Genomic DNA, 23,417 nt, shown 5'->3' with positions numbered 1-23,417 from the left:
TCTCCCTGAATTGGACATTGTTTCGAGTCAACCGTAACCCCCATCGCCGACATTCTGCGTCAGCGACGACCCCGGTAGGCCGGTCACGTGCACCATCATGGTCAGATGGTGCGGTAGCGGATGATTCGTCGTAGTAAGGAGTTCGGTGGATGCGCCCACATGGTTCGCTGCCCGCAGCGCTCGCTGGTGTGGTGGTGCTGGCGCTGATCGCCGGATGCTCCTCCGATTCCGATAGCGACAAGCTCGAGACCCGACCGGCGGCCACCGCGGCGGTCGCCCCCGAGCAGCGCGCGCAACCCGCCGGGGATGTGTGGAGGCTCGACAACCCGGTCGGCGGACTGTTCGCCGAGGCGGGCACCGGACAACTGGTTGCGCTCGAAGCCAGCCACGACACCAGCACGATGTTGTTCGTCGTCGACCCCGCAACGTTCACCCGTGTCGATCCCACCGGCGCCCCGGACGTGCGGATGCGCACCCTGCTGCTGCCCGCCCATGGTGTCGGCTTGGCGCAGGGCAAGCCCGGCGAATTGCTGATTCCCGGCGACCACCGGATCATGCGCGTCGACATCACCTCCGGCGTCACCACCGAGGTTCCCGTGGACGGCGATGCCAGATCGGTGCGCTATCGCGACGACGGCACGATGTTCGTCGGCACCGCGGACGGCAAGGTGCGCGAACTGTCCCCCGACGGCAAAGTCGCCGAAACCATCTCCGGCCTGGCCGCTGCCGACGCACTGGCCATCACCGGCGACCATGTCTCGGTCCTGGACCGCCGCCAGACCTCGCTCACCCAGCTCGACCTCGGCAAAGACCGCCTCGGCCTGGCACTGCGCGCGGGTGACGGCGCGACCAATCTGATCACCGACCCGTTCGGCCGGATCATCGTCACCGACACTGCGGGCGACGAACTGCTGGTCTACACTGCCGGACCGCTCGTGCTGCGGCAGCGATTCCCGGTAAGATCGTCGCCTTACGCGCTTGCCTACGATCAGCGGTCCGACACCGTGTGGGTGACGTGTACCCAGAGCAACGAAGTCGTCGGATTCGACCTGTCGACGGGTATACCGAAAGAGGTGGGCCGTTATCCGACGGTTCGACAGCCGAACTCGGTGACCATCGACGAGCGCACCGGTGACCTGTTCGTCGGTTCCGCGACCGGAGACGGTCTGCAACGGATCCGCGCGGACGAGCGGAAGAAAGGGCAGTGATGGCGCCACAATCACGCGCAGCGCTACCGGCGAGCTGGGAAACCACCAGTGACGACTACGAATATGTGCCGCTGCGGCTCCCACCGGAGGTGACCCGGGTGACGGCGTCGATGCGGCTGGCCATCCAAGCCGAATTCGGCGGCTGGGAACTGTCGCGGGTGCGCGCCTACACCGACGGCAGCAGGCGGGTGCTGCTGCGGCGCCGAAAAACCGCACTACTACCCCAGCCCGAACCGGGAATGTGAGGCCATGTATTCACTGCTGCTGCGCCTGATGTTCCTGCTGCCGCCGGAACGCATCCACCATCTGGCGTTCACGGTCATGCGGCTGGCCGCCCGGTTCGCGCCGTCGCGCTGGGTGATGACCAGAGTGCTGACCAGCGACGATCCGATCCTGCGCAACCATGCCTTCGGCATCGACTTCCCGGCGCCGCTCGGGCTGGCCGCCGGATTCGACAAGAACGCCGACGGTGTGAATGCCTGGGCGCCATTGGGGTTCGGATTCGCCGAAATCGGCACCGTCACCGCGCAGGCCCAGCCCGGCAATCCCGCGCCGCGGCTGTTCCGGCTGCCCGCCGACCACGGTCTGATCAACCGGATGGGTTTCAACAACCACGGCGCGGCCGCCGCGGCCGAACATCTGCGCAACCGCCGCGGCGGGGTGCCGATCGGCGCGAATATCGGTAAAACGAAAATCGTCGAACCCGCCGACGCCGCGGCCGACTATGCGGTGAGCGCGTCGCTGCTCGGGCCGCGGGCCGACTTCGTCGTCGTCAATGTCAGCTCGCCCAACACCCCAGGCCTGCGGGATCTGCAGGCCGTCGAATCCCTGCGCCCGGTCCTGCAGGCCGTCCTCGACAGCGTCGAGGTCCCGGTGCTGGTGAAAATCGCCCCCGACCTGTCCGACGACGATGTCGACGCCGTCGCCGATCTCGCGGTGGAACTCGGCCTGGCCGGGATCGTCGCCACCAACACCACCATCCGCCGCGATGGTCTGCGCACCGATGCCGCCGAGGTCGCGGCCATGGGCGCGGGTGGCCTGTCCGGGCCCCCGGTCGCCGAGCGTTCCCTGGAAGTGCTGCGCCGGCTCTACCGCCGCGTCGGCGACCGTCTGGTGCTGATCTCGGTCGGCGGCATCGAAACCGCCGACCAGGCCTGGGAGCGCATCCTCGCCGGCGCCACCCTGCTGCAGGGCTACACCGGTTTCATCTACGGCGGACCGTTCTGGATGCGCCACATCCACCGCGGTATCGCCCAGCGACTGCGCGAGGCCGGTTACCACTGCATCGCCGAGGCAGTCGGCGCGGATCACGTCGCACGTACCTGATCCCGACCGGTCGTTTCGTGCGGCCGATGTATTGTTGCGGGACATGCCATTTCGCGCGTGCGCGGCCTAAGCTGGTGTGCGGCAAGACATATCGAATGCAGCACCCAGAGGGGGCGGCGCATGGTCCCGCACGACCCGGGAACGGATGCCGAACCAGCGCGTTCGCAGGCTCCTCGCGGCGTGGTCACGGTGGTCGGAGGCGCAGTCAACGATCACATCTATCGCGTCGATCATGTTCCGGCCGCCGGGCCGCCCGCACGCGGCAGTTTCGTGGAACATCCCGGCGGCAAAGGACTCAACCGCGCCGTCGCGGCCGCACGACTCGGGCTGCGGGCGCGACTGATTTCGGCGATCGGCGACGACGACGCGGGTAGGCGGGTTCTCGCCTATCTGCGGGCGGAACAGGTGGACACCGGACAGGTGCGCATCGTGCGCGGCGTGATGACCGCGGTGACCGCGGTCATCGTCACCGGCGCGGGCGTGGCCACCGCGGTCGGTTGCCGCGACGATCGCATCGTGCCCGATGTGGAGCACATCAGAGATGCGCTCGCCGACGCGCATGCGGTGTTGCTGACGTTCGAGCAGCCGATCTCGGTGATCGAGCGGGTACTGGCCGCCGTCCGGAGCCTGCGGCCCGCACCCGTGCTGATCGTGCACGCCGCGCCGCCGGTCGACGCACCCGGCGACCTGCTCCGGCACCTCGACACGATCGACTATTTGATCGGGGCGCCATGGGAACTCGGTGACCTGGCCGGCATGCGCGATGCGGATTTCGATTCGTCGGTTGCGCCGTGGTTGCGTGCGCACGGTGTGCGTAGTGTCTGCGCGGTCGAGCACCTCGCGTGCCGCGTCCGATCCGACACGGTGAATCTCGACCTGCCAGCGAATCCGGCAGCGCAACACGGAGATTCGCCTGGCGGTGGTGCTGCATTCGGCGCCGCGCTGGCGTATCGGCTGTTGCTGACCAAGTGTCCCGCCAGCGGCCCGGACTATTACTGGGCAACTGCCGCGATGGCATCCACCTCGGTGGCGGGGCCGGTGCCGGAAGGTATGCCGACTGCCGCCACGATCGATGAGATCGTGGCGAGGCATCCCGCGCCGCGCTGACATCGGCCGCCTCCCCTCCCGGCGGCCGATGCCTCGCGGCGCCGCACGCTATCGGAACACCCACGGTGCCCTGTCGGCGTGCAGCGACATCCAGCAGTGCCCGGTGGATTCGCGGTCCACTGGGTTGTCCTGAATTCCGTTGGGACGCTGGCGTAGTCGAGCCAGCATCCGCTTCGACAGCAGGACCACCGCCTGCTCCCAGATGATGCCGACCCGCCCGGCCAGAATGGCCGCGTCGGCGTGGGCATGCCGATCGTGCACGATGTCCGGATCGCTGAGGATCTCGTCGAGTTCCATGCCCGCCAGCGCCTGTTCGCGGGTCAGCAGCCGATCCGGGAGCCAGCTCAGTCGCCAGACCGCGGCCCCCGACCCGGTCTGGCGGTATGCCGACTCGGGGGTGATATCGCTGATCATGGTCCAGTCGGTGGTGTCGACGGTCATGGGTGCCTCCGGTGTAGCAATGCGAGCCCGATGAGCTCGAGGGGTATTCCGATCTGGCCGGCGCAATAGAAGGCCCGTGCGTGAACCGTCGAGTCGTGCCGGAAATCCTGGGTGCTGAAGATCTCCGCGAGATCCATCCCCGCCAAAGCTTGTTCCCGCGTCAGCAGCCGTTCGGGCAGCCAGCTCAGCCGCCACGACTTGGCCCACTTGTCCGCCAGCCGGTAGGCCGACTCCGCGGTGAGATCGCTGGTCATCGACCAGTGAGTTACGTAGATGGTCACGAATGCCTCCTGTCGAGCATCCGTTGGTGCAGCGTGTGCAGTGCCTGCCGCACGGTGATACCGAGTTGACCGGCCAATGCCCGCGCGTGCGCGTCCTGGTCCGATGCCGGGTCCGGGTGGCTCAGAATCTCCTGCAATTGCATTCCGGCCCGCGGGTCAGCTGGTCGGGCACCCAGCTCAATCGCCATGCCGGTTCTTCGCGCCCTGCCCGCCACGCCCATTCGTCGGGCGTGACGCTGCTGGTCATCGACCGGCTGCATTCGTAGATCGTCACGGCTGTCTCCAGGGGTGCCAGAGCTGTCGCCGACCGCATTTCGGGCGCACTGAGCCCCGGTCGACCGCTGCGTCGCGGTCAGCCGGGGCTCGCCGCTGTCGGATGGAGCAGGCGGCGAAGTCGGCTTGATAGGGTGAAATGGCTTCTCGGCGAACGTGATTCGTTCGCCTAGACCGTGGCGCGGTTCGGAACGAGTTCGGTTTCGGCACCGCCGGCTCTTGGCTCCCCGCGCCGCCGTGCGTGCCGTATCAGCAGAATCACTCTCATCACCAGGCCCTCCCGAGTCATCTGGCGGACGACACTTGGTCGCCGTAACTCAGTGTGGCATTTGCCATTCACTAAGGTCAATTGCCGTTGTAAGTTGGTAATTGCCGGTTCACTTGACGGCTAAACCCCGGACGATTGGCATATCGTGAGTAGGGCACAGGAAACGATCGCAACGTCATGGAGGACAGGCCCGCCTATGGTCCAGCAGGACTCTCGCACGGTTGCCATCCGCAACATCCTCACCAGGCTCAGCAAACGCTCGGGGCTGAGTGCGGATCGGTTGCGCACCACGGAAATCGATGTTGCTCCCCTGCTCGATCTGCCTGTTGTCAAGGAGCGAGCGGGCCGCGAGGGCATCTCGGTGGAGCAGGCCGTCCTGCCGGTAATCCGTGACCTCGCCAGGCAATTGGCGCCGACGCACCGCCTGATCGCCGACGCCGAGTTGTCGCTGGGGCTGCTGCGCGAAAAGCCACCGCACGGAATCGATCTGGCCCGGCTCTACGCGGCCGATCTCGGTGAGCGGCGTGAATATCTCACCGCCCAGTGGGAACTGTTGCATCGCACGGTCGGGGCGGATGACATCACCTCCCCGCCGAGCGTGCGCTCGCTGCGGGCGACGCCCGAGCGCCGGGCGTTCACCGCGTTGGCGGGACAACTCGTGGCTGCCTCGACCTACGCGGGAAGATCTGGATACCGGTTCATCCCGGAGCCGAAAGTGCTTGTGACACTGCCGGATTCGCAGCCGAAACGCGGTGTTGTGACAGTCGTCGGGGACTCGGTGATCGATCACATCTATCGCATCGGGCAGATTCCGGTTGCTGGCAAGTCGACGCCGGGCGGATTCGAGATGCACGCGGGCGGCAAGGGGCTCAATCGTGCGGTGGCAGCAGCACGGCTGGGACTTCAGGTGCGATTGCTCTCCGCCGTCGGTGCCGACGACGCGGGCAGATACATCCGCAACTATCTGGAAACCGAGAACGTCGACACCGGGTTGGTCAAAGAGGTCGCCGGTGCGCAGACCCAGGTGACGGCGGTGATGATCACCAGCACCGGGACCTCGAGCTACATCAGCTGCAAGGATGAACGGATCCGGTTGGGTACCCATGACCCCCGTGATCCGGAAGTGCGCGCCGCTCTCGCCGCCTCGAACGCGGTGCTGCTGACCTTCGAACAGCCGATCGAAGTCGTCGAGCGGATCATGGCCGCCATCCGCGGCCTGGACCCGCGTCCGCTGCTGCTGGTGAACGCCACCCCGGCGATCGAAAAGCCCCAGTACCTGTACGGCTACCTCGACACGGTCGACTACCTGGTCGGAACCACAGGCGAACTCGGCAAGATGCTGCCCGGGGAAGATATCGGCTCCGCCGAGAACATCGCACAACGGCTTCGCACGCTGGGCGTCCGGACGGTGTGTGTAATCGACGGCTTCCACTGCACGGTGCGATCCGATGCCGTCAACACCCGCATCGACGACTTCCCCGCCGCGCTCGACGACTCACCGGGTGCGGCGGCCGCCTTCTCGGCCGCGCTGGCGCACAAACTCGTCGGGGCCGCCGGACCGGTCGACGACCGGGTATTCCGTTGGGCCACTGCGGCAATGGTCGCGACCCAGTCCTTGGGCGATGTGCCGGATGCGATGCCGAGGGAACGCGATATCGACAGGATCGTCAAGATCGCTGCCATCGAGCCGACGACGGGCTGAGCGCATACGATGCCTCGAGGCCCCGCCGAGGCGGCCCCCCGGTTGGTGTGTAAATTGACTCGCACCCCGTCACGGGCGGACGATACGGCGATCGGCGAGGCCACATCACCTGCAAGTTCATCCCATGAATCGGAGGACCAGCGTGACCGAAGCGGCGTCTAGCCTCGATGAGACCGGGCACCGCTTGACCCGCCGGGGTCACGAACTACAGGTCGGCATCGTGCCGATATCGCACCGCGTCGACGGTGGGCACGCACTGGTCTTCGGGCCTGCGACAGACGGATCCCCGGGAGTCAGCGATGGCTGTCTGGTGCGGATCCACTCCCGCTGCCTCTACGGCGACGCACTGCGTTCCGATGACTGCGACTGCGGCCCCGAGCTCGATATGGCCATGGACATGATCCAGCGTGAGGGCGCGGGCGTGCTGATCTATCTGGAGCAGGAGGGCCGCGGCGCCGGGCTGATCAACAAGGCGCGCGGGCTACAGACCAGCGAACGCTTCGACATCGACACCTTCGCCAGTTATGCCCGGCTGGAGCTGAGCGCCGATTCGCGATCCTACGAGTCGGCCGCCCGGTGCCTGCGCGATCTCGGCCTGACCTCGGTGCGACTGCTGACGAACAATCCGGAGAAGGTGGAACCGCTCGAACGAGCCGGGCTCACGGTGACCAGGGTGCCACTGCACACCTGGCCGCGCAGCGAGCGAGCGCGAAAGTATCTGCAGGCCAAACGGCGTCATCGCGGACATCAGATTCCCAGGGTCCTGGCTGTCGCGACCGTTGAGCATGTCGAGTGGGAGCGACGGGCCCGTGCCCGGGTAGCATCGCTGGCGATTCCGGTGATGACACTGCCCTGTGCCCTGCTCGGATACTTCGGTGTCGCCGCGATTTCGGCGGCCACGGGGTTGGTGGTGTTGGGGCTGTGCATGTGGCCCGACCTGCTCGGGTTGCACCGATCTGCTCGACGTATGCGCCCTGCGATGCGGCGGCCGGTGGACGCGGTCGATCCCCGCCACCCCCATCCGGAGCGGGTCGAGGCGTTCGGCGACTTCTCCGCACCAGGAGAACAGCGCCGAGTGACACCTCGACGGTCCGGCCGTCGACGCAATCGCACAATGGCGCACGCCGGTGCCGACCACGCCGACTCGTAGCCGCGAAAACAGTACGGCCCCAAGGCTGCTCGATCGAAGCCTCGACGGTGGTGCTCATTGGCTCTCACACCGTAGGCGGTGGCCGGGTGTCCGCCCTGGCCGAGCTGCCGAGCAACCGGGTCGCAGACGCGGGCGGACGGCACGCGAGCCGGTGCATCGCGCAGGCCTTTCCCGCCACCGGGTCTACGCGATGGGCCAGGCGCACAGGCACATTCGCAAATTCTTCGCAGTTGTGATTCAGGCCACACGGCAGAGGTCTGGTGTGGCGCAGTAGTATGCAGATCAGTCGGTCGATGATCTTGCGCCGCACCAGCGCGGCACAACCTATCCCGAACCACCGCCCCGACCGGCTGGCGATTCCGTCTGCGAGCCAAAGCATCTCGGCGTCCGGACGGGACGGACATCGGCGCCGTGAGCGTGCCGATGTCGCTCGATCGACCTCGTGCAGCGCGGACGACGCGCGAAGCTCCCGCGCACATGGCGTCGCGATCGGGCAAGGACACCAGGCTACAAATCCGGGTCGCGAAATCGGAGGTCACCGTGGTGGACAACTCGAGCACGCTCGGCGAGACCGCCCATCGGTTCACCCGCAATGGGCGGGAACTGCAGCTTCGTGTGATGGCGGTGGCCGGCGGTGCCGAGTACGGACATGTGCTCCTATTCGGTGAGGTACGCGACGGATGCCTGGTCCGGATCCACTCGCGGTGCTTGTACGGCGAATCGCTGGGCTCACAGGATTGCGACTGTGGGCCCGAGCTCGACACGGCGTTGGATCGGATGTGGGAAGAGGGGGGCGGCATTCTGATCTACCTGGAGCAGGAGGGGCGGGGAAGCGGACTGATCGCGAAGGCGCTCGGCTACCGGGAGAGCGAGCGTCGTGGCACGGATACGTTCGCAAGCTACGAAAGTCTCGGACTTCCCGCGGACAACCGGACCTACCTCGCCGCGGCCAAAAGCTTGCGGGATCTCGGGCTCACCAGGGTGCGCCTGCTCACGAACAATCCCGCGAAGGTCGAGCAGGTGCGTGCAACCGGCCTGACGGTCACCCGGGTGCCGTTGCACACCGAACCGCTGAGCCAACGGGCAGCGGAGTATCTGGAGGCGAAACGGCGCCGCCGCGGCCACATGATCCCGCCATACGGCGTGCTGAGCGAGCCGCGCATGGAATCCGTGCTCGAGCGACAGGCACCCATTCCTGGTATCTGGTCGCGGCTCGGACCTGCGCTGCGCCCGCGCCACACGGTCCGGCGCGTGCGCGTCAAAGTGCGGCCCGGCACGCTTCGCCGGATCTGGCTGCGGGGCGCGGATCTGCCGTGGGGCCGTGACAACGGGTCCGATTCGTCCGTATCGAAGTAACGGACACGATTACCCCGACGTGGCTACCATGAGTGAGCCGCGCCACACGGTGCTATCCCACCACGTGACACGATGAGATAGAGTCGCTTGCAATTTATCATGAGCAGCGGGTCTCGAACCGTGTGGAAACCATGCGGTCGCGCCGGGCGCGGTTCACGCCACAGATATCGGGAAACGGGAAGATGACGACAACAGAAATCGGTTTCGCGCACGAGTCCGGCAAGACGGTGTACACGGTGCCGGAAGCATTCCAGGAGACCGTGAAGCTACGACCGGATCAGGTCGCGTTGCGGACGGTCGGCGGTACCACGGAGATCAGCTGGCGCGAATACGGTGAGCGGGTGCGCACACTGGCGGCGGGGTTGTCCGGCTTGGGCGTCGGCCACGGCGACACTGTCGGCATCATGCTCACCAACCGGCCCGAGTTCAATCTGATCGATACGGCCGCACTGCATTTGGGCGCAACCCCGTTCTCGATCTACAACACCAGCTCTCCCGAGCAGATCAAGCATCTGTTCACCAATGCGGAGAACAAGGTGGTGATCACCGAGCGCGCCTTCCTCGACGTCATCAAGAGCGCGGGCGTCGAGTTCGAGCACATCGTGGTGGTGGATGGTCCGGCCGCCGATACGGTCGGCCTGGCCGACCTCGAGGCGAATCCGGCCGCCGACTTCGATTTCGATGCCGCTTGGCAGGCAGTCACCCCCGACGATCTCGCCACGCTGATATACACCTCGGGCACCACCGGCCCGTCCAAGGGTGTGGAGATCACCCACCGCAATGTGCTGGCCCAGATCATCGCGCTGGTCAACGGCCCACTGCGGGTCGGCTTCGACGACCGCGCCATCTCCTATCTGCCCGCCGCGCACGTCGCAGACCGCATTTCCGGCCATGCCATCAGCTTGCTCACCGGCATCCTGATCACCTGCGTGCCGGATCCGCGCGAGATCGCCGCCGCGCTGCCCGACGCACACCCCACGATCTTCTTCGGGGTGCCCCGGGTGTGGCAGAAGATCAAGGCCGGTATCGACGGCAAGCTGGCCACCGAAGCGAGCCCGGTGAAGAAGGCGCTGGCGAACTGGGCCATCAAAACCGGCATCGCGGCCGCGCGCGCCGAGCTGGCGGGTAAGGGGCGCAGCCCGGTGCTCGCCGTGCAGTACAAGGTCGCCGACGCGCTGGTGCTGTCGAAACTGCGGGCGGCCCTAGGCCTGGACAACCTCAAGGTCGCCGCCTCCGGCGCCGCCGCGATCCCGGCCGAAACCCTCGAATACTTCCTCGGACTCGGGTTCACCGTCAGCGAGGTGTGGGGCATGTCGGAGACCACCGGCGTGGCCACCTACACCGAATTGGCCAAGCCGCGGCCGGGTTCGGTCGGCCGGGCCGTCGAGGGCCTCGAGCTGCGGCTCGGCGAGGACGGTGAACTGCTGGTGCGCGGCGCGATCGTCACCCCCGGCTACCGCAAGCAGCCCGAGAAGACCAAGGAGGCGCTCGACGCCGACGGCTGGCTGGCCACCGGGGACGTCGCCACGATCGATGCCGACGGTTATGTGCGCATCGTGGATCGCAAGAAGGAACTGATCATCAACGAGTCGGGTAAGAACATCTCCCCGACCAATATCGAGAACGCGGTCAAGGCGGCCTCCTCGCTGGTCGGTCAGGTGGTGGCGATCGGTGAGGCCAAACCGTTCATCTCCGCGCTGATCGTGCTCGATCCGGACACCGCCGCCATCCGGGCCAAGGAATTCGACGCTCCCGGCGACGATCTGGCCGCGCTGGCCACCCGCAAGGAAATCCTGGACGAGGTGCTGGCGGCGGTCGTCGCGGGTAACCGCAAGCTGTCGCGGGTCGAGCAGATCAAACGGTTCACCGTCGTCGGCAAGCCGTGGGAGCCGGGCGGGGACGAGCTGACCCCGACGATGAAACTCAAGCGTAACCCGATCGCGGCGAAGTACGCCGAGGAGATCGCCGCGCTGTACACCACGCCGCTGCCCGAATCGGTGGTGAACGTTTCGTAAGGACCGGTGGCCCTGAGCAAAAGCTCAGGGCCACCGTCGGTTTCCCGCTAGGTGCTAGGCGACCTCGTACTTGGCGACGATGGTGGCGCGGGCCAGGGTGTGGGCGAAGAGGTTGAATCCGAGGAAGGCGGGTGTGCCGTTCTCGTCGATCTCCAACCGCTCCACATCCACGGCGTGCACGACGATGAAGTAGCGGTGGTATCCGTGTCCGGCAGGTGGCGCCGCACCGACGAATCCCGGGAAAGCGCCGTCATTGCGCAATGTGACCGCACCCTCGGGCAGGACACCGCCCTCACTACCGGCTCCGCGTGGCAGCGAGGTGGTGCTCCCCGGAATGTTGGCCACCGCCCAGTGCCAGAAACCGGCGGCAGTCGGCGCATCCGGATCGTAGACGGTGACCGCGAAACTCTTTGTCTCCGCGGGGAATCCGGACCAGGACAGCTGCGGCGAGACATCCTTGCCGCCCGCGCCGAAGACGCCGCTGACCTGATCGTTGCCGAAGCTCTCGCCATCGGCGACATCCTCCGAGGTCACCGTGAAGCTTGGCACCTCGGGCAGCGCGTCGTACGGGTTGTAAGAGTAGTCGGGCACGGTGGATCCTTTCGATCGTCAGCTGTTCAACAGGAAGTGTTCCAGCACCCGGGTGCCGAATTCGAGTGCCTGCACCGGAACCCGCTCGTCGACACCGTGGAACAGTGCCGTGAAGTCCAATTCCGGTGGCAGCTGCAGCGGTGCGAATCCGAAGCAGCGAATACCCAAGCGGGCGAAGGCCTTTGCGTCGGTACCGCCGGAGAGCATATAGGGCACGGTCCGGCCCTGCGGGTCGTGGGCGAGAATGGCGGCGTTCATCGCGTCGACGAGATGTCCGTCGAATGTCGTTTCGTAGGAGTCGAGTTCGGTGATCCACTCGCGCTCGACATCCGGGCCGATCAGCTCGTCCACCTCACGCTCGAACGCGGCCTGCCGCCCCGGCACCACGCGACAGTCGACGACCGCCTCCGCGGTCTGCGGGATCACATTCGCCTTGTATCCCGCCTGCAGCATGGTCGGATTCGCGGTATCGCGCAGTGTCGCGCCGATGATGCGGGAAATCGTGCCCAACTTCGCGAGCTGACCCTCGATATCGGGACTCGACGGATCGAACTCCAAGCCGGTCTCCTCGGCGACCGCGGCCAGGAATTCGGCGACCGAATCCGAAAGCACCAGGGGGAAGGTGTGTTTGCCCAGACGCGCCACCGCGGCGGCCAGAATCGTGACCGCATTGTCCTCGTGCAGGAACGAACCGTGACCGGCACGGGCCTTGGCCCGCAACCGCATCCAGCCGAGCCCCTTCTCAGCGGTCTCCACCAGATACAACCGACGGTCGGTGCCGTCCGGGCGCGGCACGGTCAGCGAGAAGCCGCCGACCTCCCCCACGGCCTCGGTGATGCCGTCGAACAGGTCGGGCCGATTCTGCACCAGCCACTGCGAACCCCACTTGCCGCCGTTCTCCTCATCGGCGAGGAAGGCGAAGACGATATCGCGGGGCGGTACCGTCCCCTCGATCTTGAACTGGCGCGCGATGGCCAGCATCATGCCGACCATATCCTTCATGTCGATCGCGCCGCGCCCCCACACATAGCCGTCGCGCACCGCACCCGAGAACGGGTGCACACTCCAGTCCGCGGCCTCGGCGGGCACCACATCCAGATGTCCGTGGATCAGCAAGGCACCGCGGCTGGAATCGGCCCCCTGCAACCGCGCGAATACATTCCCGCGACCCGGCGCGCCCGACTCCACGTACTCGGTCGTGTATCCCGCCTGATGCAGTTGATCGGCCACCCACTGCGCACATTCGCGCTCGCCCTTGGTGGTAGCCAGATCCCCGGTGTTGGAAGTGTCGAACCGGATCAGCGTACTGACCAATTCGACCACCTCGGACACGGCACGAGATGTGGTGTTCGGACCGGATACTTCGCCAGTTGCAGACACGTACCCTTTCCTACCACCTGCCACCGCCCGCAGGGTGCCATGGCGGTACCCGCCATGATCGCGAGGTGCGCAATCGCGGGTCGATTCACGCTGATCGCAATCGCGGGCGCGGTGTGGTCGCGATATTGCGGGGTATGTCTCGGTTGAAGTCTTGACCGGAAAGCCGTGCCCATGAAGTTCCCGAACCTGCCATTGCCGCCCATCGACCGCGCGACCGACTGGGTCGCGCGGCAGGTGCGAGCGCGGGTTCCCAAGGCGGATATGAGCGATCGGGATCCGGCCTTCATCGCCTGCGCCGTCGAACCGTCGTGGCAACTGGCCCGCGCGTACTTCCGCGCCGACGTGCGCGGAATGGAGCAGATACCCGATGACGGGCCGATACTGTTGGTCGGCAACCACTCCGGCGGCAATGTCTCGCCCGAAGCGCTCGTGACCACCCTCGCGTTCGCGCACTATTTCGGACCCGAGCGGCCCTTCTACCAACTCGCCCACAATCTGGTGATGGCCGTGCCGTTCCTCGGCTCGTTCCTGTCCCGCTTCGGCACGGTGGCAGCCGATCCCGACAGCGCAAAGGCCGCGCTGCGCGGTGGCGCGGCGGTGCTGGTGTATCCCGGCGGCGACTGGGAGGTACACCGCCCGACCTGGGAGGAGGACCGGCTCGATTTCGCCGGACGCACCGGATTCCTCCGACTTGCCTGGGACGAACACGTGCCGATCGTGCCGTTCGTGAACTACGGCGCCCAGCAGAACGCCCTCATGCTCACCCGCGGCGACCGGATTGCGCGGCTGTTACGGCTGGATCGGACACTGCGGTTGAAAGTGTTCCCGATTTCGCTGGCGCTGCCGTGGGGGCTGAATATCAGCGACCTCGCGGGGCATATCCCATTGCCCACGAAAGTGACCGTCGAATTCCTGCCGCCGATCGACCTGCACGAGATATTGGGGCCCGAGCTGGATGTGGATCGCGGCTACGAGTACGTCACCGGGATCATGCAGGAGGCATTGTCGAGGCTGGCCGAGGAACGGACGCTGCCGATCCTGGGATGAGCCCTCACGTGGGCAGGTGGACGCGCCCGGCACCGATCCGGTCTATGCGATCGCGGCCCCACGCGCCCAGCGGCTCCAACGCCGCATTGAGGGCGATGCCCAATTCGGTCAGCCGATACTCGACCTTCGGCGGCACCTCGCGATAGATCTCACGATCCACGATGCCGTCCTCCTCCAGCTCCCGCAGCTGCTGGATCAGCATCTTCTCCGAGACACCGGGCAGACCCTTGCGCAGTTCACCGAAGCGGCGCACACCGTGATTCGCCAATTCCCACAGGATCAGCGCCTTCCACTTCCCGCCCACCACATCCATCGCCGCGTCGATGCCGCAGAAGTACGGTCCGGATCTCTTGGCACCCATCGCTACCTGTCCCACATGCGAATCGGTAAGTACTGCCTCAAATAGTAGGTACTCGTCGCCAGCTCGGGCAAGCCACCGCGCAACACCGAGAATCACCAGCTAAACCCGCGATTTGGTCAACGCCGCCACATCCGATAACCTTGCTGAGCACACCGGTCCGGGTGGCGGAATGGCAGACGCGCTAGCTTGAGGTGCTAGTGCCCTTTATCGGGCGTGGGGGTTCAAGTCCCCCTCCGGACACCAGTGCTAACCCCACAGGGGGTGGCGCCAACGATTGCGAGTTGTTGTTGGTGCTTGTAGCGCACTTCCAGATTGAGTGCTCGATACAGTCGGAGCTTGTCGGCGGGGTCGCCTGCGGTGAGCACGGCGCGGATGTCGCCGAGCGACTCGATCAATTTACGGATTTCGGTGTCGGAGAGCCGTTGGATTTTGGGCAGGCTCTTCAACTCGGCTTCGGCCGCGGCTTTGTCTGCTTGTGCGGTGTTCATGGCCGCGACGAGGGCTTGTGGATCGACTCCCGCCTCGATGGCGGCGAGGTGGCGTGCGAGTTTGGCTTCGGCGTCGGTGACGGTTTGTCGAAGCAGGTGTCGGTGGGTGTCGGTGTCATCGGTATTTTGGGTGGCCAGCAGGGCGGCGATGGTGTTTTCGCGGTGTCGGCGGTCGAACAGGCTGGCCAGCCAGCCGTTGATCGGCCCGATGACGAGGTCCTCGCGCAGGTTCACCGTTCGAGGATGATCCTGTAGCGCAGCGCTTCCGGCGGCGATGGTTTTGGCGCGGCATCGGTAGTACACGGCCTCACGAACCGACTCCGCCTGCATCTTTCGCCCGCACCCGTCGCAGCGCACAAGTCCGCTCAACAGGTACGGGCGCAAACCGCTGGCCGGTCTGTCGCGTTCGAGTTTCGCGCGGGTGCGGTTGCTGGCGCCCGCGCGCTGGCGGCGCAGCAGTTGGGCCTGGGTGAAGGTGTCGACCGAGATGATGGCCGGGTGCGCGGGTTTCTTGGATCGGACGATGCGGTGGGTGGGTGAGCGCCGGAACCGGGTGATGTTACCGGCGGCGGCGTCGTCGGGGTCGAGGAGTTCTTCGTGTTTGCTCCAGCGACCGAACACGGCATAGCCGGTGTAGCGCGGGTTCTGCAGGATCGCGGCGATGGTGGGGGCCTGCCAACCGTCTTGGGCGCGATGCCGGTTCTGCTGCGGCCGGTGCGCGGACGGGCACGGCACACCCTCCCGGTTGAGCGCGATGGCGATGGCCTTATCTCCGCGGCCGGCGAGGTAGTCACGAAAGATCCGTTGCACCACCGGGGCCGTGCTCACGTCGAGGGACAGGATCCGCAGCTTCAGCCCGTCGGAGGCTCGGTGGGGGTTCGGGTGCGGTGGACCGTCAACCACCGTGTACCCGTAGGGTGCTCGACCGCCCTGGTGTCGGCCTTCGTTGAGGACTTGCGCGTCCATGCTGGCGCGGGTGCGCTGCTGGACATGCTGGCGTTCGGACTCACTGAGCCCTCCGAGCATGCTCATCATCATCGAATGCGTGACATTGCGTGAGTCGAAACGCCCCCCGAGCTCGGGCACCCACACCTGCACCCCGTGCGCGTGTAGACGTGGCGCGACGAGACTGAACTGGTTACCGAACCAGCAGCGTGTTCCCTCGCCGACCACGATCGCGGTCCAGCCTCGGGCGGGATTCTTCAGATCCGCCAACAACCGCGCGGCTTCCCCACGGCGGTGCCAGGGCACCGACCGCGATTGGCCGATATCGAAGTAGTCAGCAACGATCGAGGCCTCGGAGACGAACTTCTCCGCGTTGCCCCGCTGCCACCGATACGAGGTCTCCGGATCCTGATTGTCCTCGGTCGAGCAGCGCCCGTAGAACGCGAACCGCTGGTCAGCGCCGTTTTCGACGGTTTCGGGGACCATTCCCAGCAGATCGTCGAGCACGGCCCATTCGTTGGACTCGTTTGGCATCGTCGTCCCTCTCGATGGAGTGTTCACGCGCATGTCGAAGCAAAAGCTCGAGCAGCACCCTGGCCGCGTCGTCGGTCAACTCCGGCGGGCTGTCGGGGCAGACGACTTCGATGATGCCAGGCCCACGGCCACCATCGTTAACCTGACGGTTGTTAGAATCAGTGTCCACGATCACCGCCACCGCCGAGGCTCGCTGTGGCATCACAGTTTTCGGTGAGCTCGCGATGTTCGTAACAGTGCCGCAGGGCTCGCGGTGACTCAGCCGCGGTCCGCACCACCGCAGTTCGCTCCCCCGCTGGGACGGCCGAATTCCAGGCGCAGCACCGGGTTACGTCCCGGCAGTGGAAAATCGATGCCTCGTAGTCGCTGACAGGTATGGCATGACCGAGGATCGTGTGCGAGTCCGCTCTCGCCCAGGATGATTCGTGAAAGTAATCGGTGTGGCACGAAAGATATTTCGATGGCCATTGACCTGCGGGAACGGCCAATATTCGCGATACGACATTGAATTCGCCGTGCTCGCGTAGTGCAGGGACGGACGGGCGAAGATAGATCTGCGACATATTGCGCGATCTGTATGGCGGGCGGTGCGCGGGCATGGAGGGGCTCCTGAACACCCGTTCTGCTGATTCACCCAATGCTCAGCCTACCCGAACCGGCGCTTCAGTGGCGGCCCGCATCGCGCGGTCCGTTGGTTTGTCATCAAGCACTGCAATTGCTTGACGCCGTTCGTAGTTCACCGACAAACACGGCGCTGTGCCTGTCGTATCCCCTCACCTGGGGGAATTACTTGACGGCTGACACCGGCCTTCGTCTGCGGCCTCCTCGGCATGCCAAACATTTCTGCCCAACCCATTGACACTCCTCAACCCGCGCAACCGGATTCGACGCGAACCATCACAGCGACCGAACCGGTTTCGGTTGCACATACCCGTTAGGAGATGAAATCCGATGTCGGACAACGCTGAATACAACGCTGCACCCGATCCCATCGACACGGATCGACGAGCTGAGCAGGCGACATACGACCAGGCGCTCGGCGCACAAGGGGAAGAACTGGCGGCCCGATTCCTGCAGGCCGCCGGGATGAAGATCATCAGCAGGAATTGGCGGTGCAAGTACGGCGAACTGGATCTGATCGCCTGGGACGGCCGCGTCACCGCGTTCGTCGAGGTCAAGACGCGAACCGGAATGAAATTCGGCGCGCCCGCCGAGGCGGTCACCTTCGATAAGCAGCAGCGGATAAGGCGGTTGGCGCTGGTGTGGCTGGCCGAACAGGACGGCCCGTGGCGCGATATCCGCTTCGATGTCATTTCGGTGCTGCTGCACCGCGGCCACCGACCAGTCATCGACCACCTAAAGGCCGTGTTCTGACGGCGGGGAAGTGGCGAATTCGGTCCGCGGTGAGCGGGGTGGACAGCCAACTGGGCGACAACGATATCGAGGCGGATCACGGCAAGGATTGCCGCTGGCAGTCCCTGCCCGTCTACCCGATACCGCACTTTTCCGTTCCTGGTCGGGGCCCCGCGCTGTCACCTCATTCCACCCAACCTCGACAGAATTAGGACGAAGAATGGATCAGCTGACTCCCACCTCTCGACACCGGGTCGTTGACGGTGTTGGATACCCGAGAGAGTCTTTATCGCAGCTACCAGTACCACAGACTTGCCGCTCCAGCGCTACGGCTTGGGAGGGGAAACCGCGGATGGACATCGATCTCACGTGTCCGCACTGTCAACGACTCGACTTCGTCCAAAGCGTGCCAGCCGTGCACTTCGGCGGGGTATCGACCAGTTCCGGGACGGACTTCTACTCCGGCGTCGGAGTGGCCTCCACCGGGCTGGTACCGGTCTTCGGCACAGCGACCGTCGAGCGAACTCACACCACCGCGTTGGCTCGCAGTCTCGCCCGCGAGCCTGCTCAACGACCCGTCGGGCGGCTTACCGTGTTCGGGCTGCTACTGTCGCTGCCCGCCATGTTGGTTGTCCTGATAGGTATTGCATCCCTTGCTGCGTCGCATGAAGCGACGAATGTGGGCGAATTGGCCGGAGCTGCGGTATTTGTTGGCGGGATCGCGTCACCGGGCTTGCTCGTGCTCGGTATCGCGGTGTTCCGCGGCCATCGCAACGCGCGCATCTCGCGCGGGCGCCGCACCGCCCACGCTGTTTGGCAAGCCGCGTTATATTGCCATCGCTGCGGTTTGGCGTTCTGGCCGTTCTCTCCGACACCGGGCATTCCTGCCCGGCACGTTTTCACACCACAGCACTTCCGCTCGGTTGTATGGCACGCCGGTGGCTACGCAAACATCTGAACCAGCCTTCGGTATGACCTGTTCAACCGCCTTTGCATGGCAGCGCACGACCCAATGTCATTGCCCGCTCGGTAGTCTGACGCCGATCGCGTCGATGTCCACACACAGACCCCGCCAGCTCGGATGTCGCAACGCACCGGCGAATTCCCGGTACTCGACGGTTCCAACCAATCGTGGCTCTACCCAGTGCACCGACGCCATGCCGCCGGTTGAAGCAGGAAGACCAAATGGCGATTCCGAGACAGCTATGCCGATGAGTTGGTCCCGCAGTACGCGGCGGCCCGCTGCCGAGAATCCGGTCCCGACATGCCCGACGTAGACCAAACGTTCGTCCTCGTCGTATGCGCCCAGGACAAGAGAGCCAAGCGCCCCGCGTTCGCCGCCACCGTTAATGGGTGTCCATCCAACGATGATCACGTGCGCAGTTCGGCGCAGCACCGTCTTGAGCCACATCCGTGATCTCACGCCAGGACGGTAGATGGAGTCGAGACGTTTGCTGACAATCCCCTCCAACGCGTGGGATGCCGCGGTATCGAGCATCGTCTCGATAGAGATATGGGTCCAATAGGGCGGAACGCGGACACCGCGACCGGTGAGGCCGAGTTCGCCCAGACGTGCTCGGCGCTCGACGTACGGCTGCGCCATGGTGTTCTCGCCTCCGAGTTCAAGCAAATCGAAGCAGAACAGCTGCACCGGCACCGCGGCCACGAGTTCGCGTGTCGGGCGAAATGAATACATACGCCGCTGGAGGCGAGTGAACGACGGTATCCCGGTAGCGGGATCCGGTGCGATGATCTCGCCATCGAGGATCAGATCGGTCCGACCGGCGAGTTCCTCGACGGCGGTGGCCAATTCTGGGTAGGACGCGGTGACGATGTTGCGGTTGCGGCTGTAAAGTTCCGCACGCCCGCCGGAGACGCGGCAAATCGCACGCATCCCGTCCCACTTCATCTCTACCGCCCAGCGGCCTGTGTCACCGGGCGGCCGCCCAGCGGTCGCCAGCATCGGCGCTGGTACAGACACGATTGTCAGCGTAACTCAAGAAAATACCGACCTGTCGGTGCTATCCGATACTCTCGCGCTCGTGCAGTTCGAAGTAGGTTCCCTGATCCACGTGGCCCCGGGAGGGGTGAGTGTGTTTCGTGTCGTAGAGATCGGCGTGGATGGTGACCCGAGCAAAGCCATCGTCGAAGCTGTCGCCGAGACGCCGGGAACCTATCCGTGGCCGACCGATCTGACCTACGCCGTTCCCGCCGAACAACCGTAGCGATCTCCCCTTTGCCTATGCGCAGTATTCAGGCGTGGTCTTCGCCTGTCGGCGTGGTCCGTGCTGGCGTACGGCCCTCGACAGTCGCGGCTGGGTCGCTGACTTGTCCTGTCTGCTGCTGCCGACTCGGATCGGCTGGACCGTGGTGAGCATGCTCGGGGTGCTCGGTCAGTGCGGCGGTCGATGTCGGTGATGGGTCCGGTGAGGGTGTGGCGCGGTGTGCGCGGGCGGTGGTAATGAGCTGGCGGGCTTGTTTGGTGCTGATCTCGAGTAGGTCAGCGACGTCGTCGTCGGTTTGACCGTGATCGCGGATCACCGCTGCGGCCTCGGCCTGGTCGCCGCGGTGGCGGGCGATCTCGCGCGCGGCGCGTGATTCGACTTCGCTGATCTGCTGTTGTAGTGCCTCGATCTCGTTGTCGCGCTTGGCTTCGCACGCGGTGATCGCCTGCCAGTCGCTGAGATACCGCTTCACAGCCTGCTGGATGGTTCGCTCTCGCTGACGTGCCAGCACTCGACGTTCCCGGATGCGATCGCGCGAGCGTGCGAGTCGTTCAACGACTTCCGGGGAACGATCCGTCCGCGGGGACCGCGGCGGGCGACGCGACGGCATGGCCGGCCTCCTGAATTCTTCGGCCCGCCTGCAAATTCTCCCGCTATTGATCCTACGCGCGCCGCACGGCAAGTCCGCACACCGATGTCCTCGCCGTCCGATCACTAACCGCGGCAAGGGGTGATCACCTCTGTGTCGACGCGCCATGATTCGACGCCCTCGCCCCGCGACTGTCCTTCGCGTCCGCACCGGACACCGCCTCTGGCCAGGGGTCACCGACAGCGAAGTCCATATCGCCTGGATAGGTGAGGAACGCCCGCGCAGCCTCACCACCGGTGCAGCGACACATCCCCGGGGAATGCACGCCTGATCCGCCTTGCCGCCAGGCCTCTGCGCGCCCAACCACCGCATCGACACCAACCCCATCGTCACCCCTCGAGCGGGGAAAGGCCGGATTCGACACAGACACCGCTGCGGCGGCCCGCGCGCAGCACCCACATACGCAAAAGGAGACGAAAACCTATGTCCGACAACACCGAACACACCGCAGGCCCAGCCAGTACGGAGTCGACCTCAGCTCCTGATCAGGCACCCGAGGACCACGCTGCGGGGGCGCTGCATGTCGATGATCCTGGTGAATTGATTGTGGCGGTACCCGCGATGGTCGGATTCGTGCCGGAGCGGTCGCTGGTGGTGGCGGTGCTGCGGGGGGCGACCGATGCGGAGCAGAGTCCGATCATCGATGCGGTGGTGCGGTTCGATTTGGATCAGGAAGGTGGGAGCCGGCGGGGGCTCGCGGCAGCGTATGCGGAGTGCGTTTCGCATATCTGCGCCGCGGAGGGGGCGACGGAGGTGCTCGCGGTGATCGTCGATGACCGGGCTCGCGAACCGCGGCGCACGCGCCGAAACGGTGCGGGGAGTCCGGGACCGTGGGGCACGCTCATCGCGGCGTTCGCGCGACGACTGGCGCGGGCCGAGGTATACCTTGAGGGCGCCTGGGCAGTGCGCGCCATCGAAGCGGAGCAGCGGTGGTGGAGTCTGCTCGATGCGAATCATCGTGGGACGCTGCCGGATCCGGCGACATCGATGGTGACGGTCGCGCATGTGCTCGACGGGCGCCCGATCCGTGGCGCCCGTTCGGAGCTGACCGATCTGGTCGCACCGGATGAAGAACTCGCGCAACAGGTCGCGGTACATCTCGACAGCGCCCGTGCGCTCGCGCATGAGCGGTACGCGGCCGCCGTCCGGCGCGGTGATCCCGACGGCTATCACCGGCGGGCACTCGAACATGTGCTGTGGCAGATCGCCAACGTAGATTCCGGCGTGGCCCTCACCGCCCGGGAATACGCGGAACTGGCCGCGGCGCTGCGTGATCGGACGGTGCGCGATGCACTGTTCGGTCTGGCCGTCGGCGACCACGCCGCCGCCGCGGAAAACCTGTGGGTGGCGCTGACACACGCACTGTCGGGCAGCGACCGCGCCGATGCGGCAACACTTCTCGGCTACAGCGCCTACATCCGCGGCGACGGACCCCTTGCGGGCATCGCCGTGCAGGCCGCCCTCGACGCTGACCCGGCACACTCGATGGCGAGTCTGCTCGAGATCTCCCTGCGCACTGGAATGCGCCCCGACACCCTGCGCCGATTGGCGTATTGCGGCCAGGGGATCGCCGCCGACCTCGGCGCCGATCCGACCAGCGGTGCGGCTGCAGACGACGTCGCGCCGTGGTGATCGGTAGCGCCGCCGAGCTGGTGGTGTGGATCGAAGCGAACCTGCCCGATCTCGATGAGGACCGTTCGGCCCCTGGCACACCGGAGCCCCGGCACCCGGCGCGCTCTCGGCGCGCATCGAGGTGCGCATTCACACCCCCGGGGCCCGCGACCGCGTCACCACAATCCCCCTCACCGCCACACCCGTCAGCGGGGCCGTCCCGCCCGATGACCGGCCTCCCAACACCGTGTCTGTTCATCCAGATTCGAGGTGATCATGAACAATTCGACCTCACCATCCCCCCCGGGCAACCACCCTCGGGTTCACCCCTGTCGCGGGCTCGTTCGCCCACAACCGGATTCGCTCGCTCCTCCAGCCATCGGCAGGACAGGAGGTGGTGTCTTCTGATGACGCTCGCACACAGTAACTCCGTGGCCGTAGCCGGTGTGACCGGACACCGGCCGGTGACCGACTGCCGCAACTGCTCGCACTACGCGCTGGCCTTCCGTGAGAAGGCCATGAACACCCTGCGCGTCAACCACCACCCACGCGCCACCGCCAACCTCCCGCTGTGGGAGCAACCGGCACCCCCAACCCGCACCGCGCTCACCAGCCCGTGCCCGTGACGACAAACGCACCAAACCCTCCGGGAGCGAACAGATCCCGCTCTTCGACGCCACTTTCCGAACCGTGTCGGCTGCCTGACCCAACCGGAACTGCGCTCACTCCCCACCGGTGCGCGCCCCTGTCTCCTGCCGCCCCGAAGCGGCACCGACACAGAAAGGCGGTCGCGGCCGTGACTACTGCCACGAGGCGACAGCCCGCCCGGCGTGACCCCGTCCAGCGGTCACCACGCCCTGGACTCGGTGGGACCGATTTCTCGCTGGCTCCGGGGCCTGATCTGGGCGGATACGACCACTACCTCCGATCGCTGAGCGGCGGCAAAGACAGCCAGGCAATGGTCGATGTCCTGGTCGAGGTGCTTCACCGGCTCGATGTGCTGGACCAGGTCACCACCATCCATGCCGACATGGGCCGATCCGACTGGCACCACACCGCCGCTCTCGCGCGAGAGCACGCCGTCGACTACGGGCTGCGCCACGAAG

24 protein-coding genes and 1 tRNA gene are annotated in these 23,417 nt (G+C 65.8%); 15 read left to right on the top strand and 10 right to left on the bottom strand.

The window, feature by feature from the left end; genetic code table 11:
- Positions 1–149 precede the first annotated feature (149 nt).
- From NP3_RS24565 to NP3_RS24550, 4 genes are all read left to right on the top strand, one after another.
- Positions 150–1,208: a YncE family protein gene (locus tag NP3_RS24565; RefSeq protein WP_063043961.1), complete on the top strand. Its 1,059-nt coding sequence runs from the start codon at positions 150–152 to the stop codon at positions 1,206–1,208.
- Positions 1,208–1,453: a DUF5703 family protein gene (locus NP3_RS24560; protein ID WP_040691094.1), complete on the top strand. Its 246-nt coding sequence runs from the start codon at positions 1,208–1,210 to the stop codon at positions 1,451–1,453. The genes NP3_RS24565 and NP3_RS24560 overlap by 1 nt, the downstream gene beginning before the upstream one ends.
- A 4-nt stretch (positions 1,454–1,457) precedes the next feature.
- Positions 1,458–2,534 (top strand): quinone-dependent dihydroorotate dehydrogenase, encoded by a 1,077-nt coding sequence (locus tag NP3_RS24555; protein ID WP_063043960.1) that lies wholly within the window; start codon positions 1,458–1,460, stop codon positions 2,532–2,534.
- Between the two features lie 120 nt (positions 2,535–2,654).
- Positions 2,655–3,641 (top strand): PfkB family carbohydrate kinase, encoded by a 987-nt coding sequence (locus NP3_RS24550; protein ID WP_063043959.1) that lies wholly within the window; start codon positions 2,655–2,657, stop codon positions 3,639–3,641.
- A gap of 48 nt (positions 3,642–3,689) precedes the next feature.
- On the opposite strand, the gene NP3_RS24545 is transcribed toward NP3_RS24550, so the two are convergent.
- From NP3_RS24545 to NP3_RS48215, 3 genes are read right to left on the bottom strand one after another with little or no spacing between them, the layout of a single operon-like run.
- Positions 3,690–4,082: a hypothetical protein gene (locus NP3_RS24545; RefSeq protein ID WP_063824894.1), complete on the bottom strand. Its 393-nt coding sequence runs from the start codon at positions 4,080–4,082 to the stop codon at positions 3,690–3,692.
- Entirely contained in the window at positions 4,079–4,363 is a 285-nt protein-coding gene (locus tag NP3_RS24540) for a hypothetical protein (protein WP_157124527.1), read from the bottom strand. Before NP3_RS24540 ends, NP3_RS24545 begins: the two co-directional genes overlap by 4 nt.
- On the bottom strand, positions 4,360–4,551 hold the full coding sequence (locus NP3_RS48215) for a hypothetical protein (protein WP_157124526.1): 192 nt from the start codon (positions 4,549–4,551) through the stop codon (positions 4,360–4,362). Before NP3_RS48215 ends, NP3_RS24540 begins: the two co-directional genes overlap by 4 nt.
- 549 nt (positions 4,552–5,100) lie before the next feature.
- On the opposite strand from NP3_RS48215, the gene NP3_RS24530 reads away from it, so the two are divergent.
- From NP3_RS24530 to NP3_RS24515, 4 genes are all read left to right on the top strand, one after another.
- Positions 5,101–6,606: a PfkB family carbohydrate kinase gene (locus tag NP3_RS24530; RefSeq protein ID WP_063043956.1), complete on the top strand. Its 1,506-nt coding sequence runs from the start codon at positions 5,101–5,103 to the stop codon at positions 6,604–6,606.
- Positions 6,607–6,748: 142 nt separating this feature from the next.
- Positions 6,749–7,756: a GTP cyclohydrolase II gene (locus tag NP3_RS46235; protein WP_245721090.1), complete on the top strand. Its 1,008-nt coding sequence runs from the start codon at positions 6,749–6,751 to the stop codon at positions 7,754–7,756.
- Between the two features lie 477 nt (positions 7,757–8,233).
- Positions 8,234–9,112: a GTP cyclohydrolase II gene (locus NP3_RS24520; protein WP_084508939.1), complete on the top strand. Its 879-nt coding sequence runs from the start codon at positions 8,234–8,236 to the stop codon at positions 9,110–9,112.
- Positions 9,113–9,294: 182 nt separating this feature from the next.
- Positions 9,295–11,127 carry an AMP-dependent synthetase/ligase gene (locus NP3_RS24515; RefSeq protein WP_063043955.1) on the top strand — a complete coding sequence of 611 codons (1,833 nt, stop codon included), beginning with the start codon at positions 9,295–9,297 and terminating at the stop codon, positions 11,125–11,127.
- A gap of 54 nt (positions 11,128–11,181) precedes the next feature.
- Here the strand turns inward: NP3_RS24515 and NP3_RS24510 are convergent, their stop codons facing one another.
- Together NP3_RS24510 and NP3_RS24505 are read right to left on the bottom strand one after the other, a co-directional pair.
- Entirely contained in the window at positions 11,182–11,718 is a 537-nt protein-coding gene (locus tag NP3_RS24510; RefSeq protein WP_063043954.1) for a YbhB/YbcL family Raf kinase inhibitor-like protein, read from the bottom strand.
- 18 nt (positions 11,719–11,736) lie between these two features.
- Entirely contained in the window at positions 11,737–13,098 is a 1,362-nt protein-coding gene (locus NP3_RS24505) for a M20/M25/M40 family metallo-hydrolase (protein ID WP_084508913.1), read from the bottom strand.
- 171 nt (positions 13,099–13,269) lie between these two features.
- Between NP3_RS24505 and NP3_RS24500 the strand changes: the two genes are divergently transcribed.
- A complete protein-coding gene (locus tag NP3_RS24500) occupies positions 13,270–14,145 on the top strand; it encodes a lysophospholipid acyltransferase family protein (protein ID WP_063043952.1) in 876 nt (291 codons plus the stop codon).
- A 4-nt stretch (positions 14,146–14,149) separates the two neighbouring features.
- Here the strand turns inward: NP3_RS24500 and NP3_RS24495 are convergent, their stop codons facing one another.
- Positions 14,150–14,506 (bottom strand): winged helix-turn-helix transcriptional regulator, encoded by a 357-nt coding sequence (locus NP3_RS24495; protein WP_063043951.1) that lies wholly within the window; start codon positions 14,504–14,506, stop codon positions 14,150–14,152.
- A 155-nt stretch (positions 14,507–14,661) separates the two neighbouring features.
- Between NP3_RS24495 and NP3_RS24490 the strand changes: the two genes are divergently transcribed.
- Positions 14,662–14,749 (top strand) — tRNA-Leu (locus NP3_RS24490).
- On the opposite strand, the gene NP3_RS47005 is transcribed toward NP3_RS24490, so the two are convergent.
- The gene (locus tag NP3_RS47005; protein ID WP_084508911.1) at positions 14,728–16,473 is read right to left on the bottom strand and encodes a recombinase family protein; all 1,746 of its coding nucleotides are present in this window, start codon (positions 16,471–16,473) and stop codon (positions 14,728–14,730) included. The genes NP3_RS24490 and NP3_RS47005 overlap by 22 nt on opposite strands.
- A gap of 951 nt (positions 16,474–17,424) precedes the next feature.
- On the opposite strand from NP3_RS47005, the gene NP3_RS24475 reads away from it, so the two are divergent.
- Positions 17,425–17,847 carry a YraN family protein gene (locus NP3_RS24475; RefSeq protein ID WP_084508909.1) on the top strand — a complete coding sequence of 141 codons (423 nt, stop codon included), beginning with the start codon at positions 17,425–17,427 and terminating at the stop codon, positions 17,845–17,847.
- A 331-nt stretch (positions 17,848–18,178) separates the two neighbouring features.
- Complete coding sequence (locus NP3_RS24470) at positions 18,179–18,784, top strand: hypothetical protein (protein ID WP_063043948.1); 606 nt, start codon at positions 18,179–18,181, stop codon at positions 18,782–18,784.
- A gap of 57 nt (positions 18,785–18,841) precedes the next feature.
- On the opposite strand, the gene NP3_RS24465 is transcribed toward NP3_RS24470, so the two are convergent.
- Positions 18,842–19,807, bottom strand: coding sequence for an ATP-dependent DNA ligase (locus NP3_RS24465; RefSeq protein ID WP_307678834.1), 966 nt, complete (start codon positions 19,805–19,807; stop codon positions 18,842–18,844).
- A gap of 61 nt (positions 19,808–19,868) precedes the next feature.
- Here NP3_RS24465 and NP3_RS24460 point away from each other — a divergent pair, with 61 nt between their 5' ends.
- Positions 19,869–20,051, top strand: a complete 183-nt coding sequence (locus NP3_RS24460; RefSeq protein ID WP_157124525.1) for a hypothetical protein — start codon at positions 19,869–19,871, stop codon at positions 20,049–20,051.
- A gap of 28 nt (positions 20,052–20,079) precedes the next feature.
- On the opposite strand, the gene NP3_RS24455 is transcribed toward NP3_RS24460, so the two are convergent.
- Complete coding sequence (locus tag NP3_RS24455) at positions 20,080–20,523, bottom strand: hypothetical protein (protein WP_157124524.1); 444 nt, start codon at positions 20,521–20,523, stop codon at positions 20,080–20,082.
- Between the two features lie 600 nt (positions 20,524–21,123).
- Here NP3_RS24455 and NP3_RS24450 point away from each other — a divergent pair.
- On the top strand, positions 21,124–22,332 hold the full coding sequence (locus tag NP3_RS24450; RefSeq protein WP_084508907.1) for a DUF4192 domain-containing protein: 1,209 nt from the start codon (positions 21,124–21,126) through the stop codon (positions 22,330–22,332).
- 410 nt (positions 22,333–22,742) lie between these two features.
- Positions 22,743–22,937: a hypothetical protein gene (locus NP3_RS24445; protein WP_157124523.1), complete on the top strand. Its 195-nt coding sequence runs from the start codon at positions 22,743–22,745 to the stop codon at positions 22,935–22,937.
- A gap of 221 nt (positions 22,938–23,158) precedes the next feature.
- On the opposite strand, the gene NP3_RS24440 is transcribed toward NP3_RS24445, so the two are convergent.
- Positions 23,159–23,413 carry a hypothetical protein gene (locus NP3_RS24440; protein ID WP_063043942.1) on the bottom strand — a complete coding sequence of 85 codons (255 nt, stop codon included), beginning with the start codon at positions 23,411–23,413 and terminating at the stop codon, positions 23,159–23,161.
- Positions 23,414–23,417 lie beyond the last annotated feature (4 nt).

Origin of the sequence: Nocardia pseudovaccinii NBRC 100343 (genome assembly GCF_001613225.1) — a bacterium.
Classification (GTDB): domain Bacteria; phylum Actinomycetota; class Actinomycetes; order Mycobacteriales; family Mycobacteriaceae; genus Nocardia; species Nocardia pseudovaccinii.
Note: the sequence above shows the minus strand (reverse complement) of the source record. Positions and strands in the feature narration are given on the sequence as shown.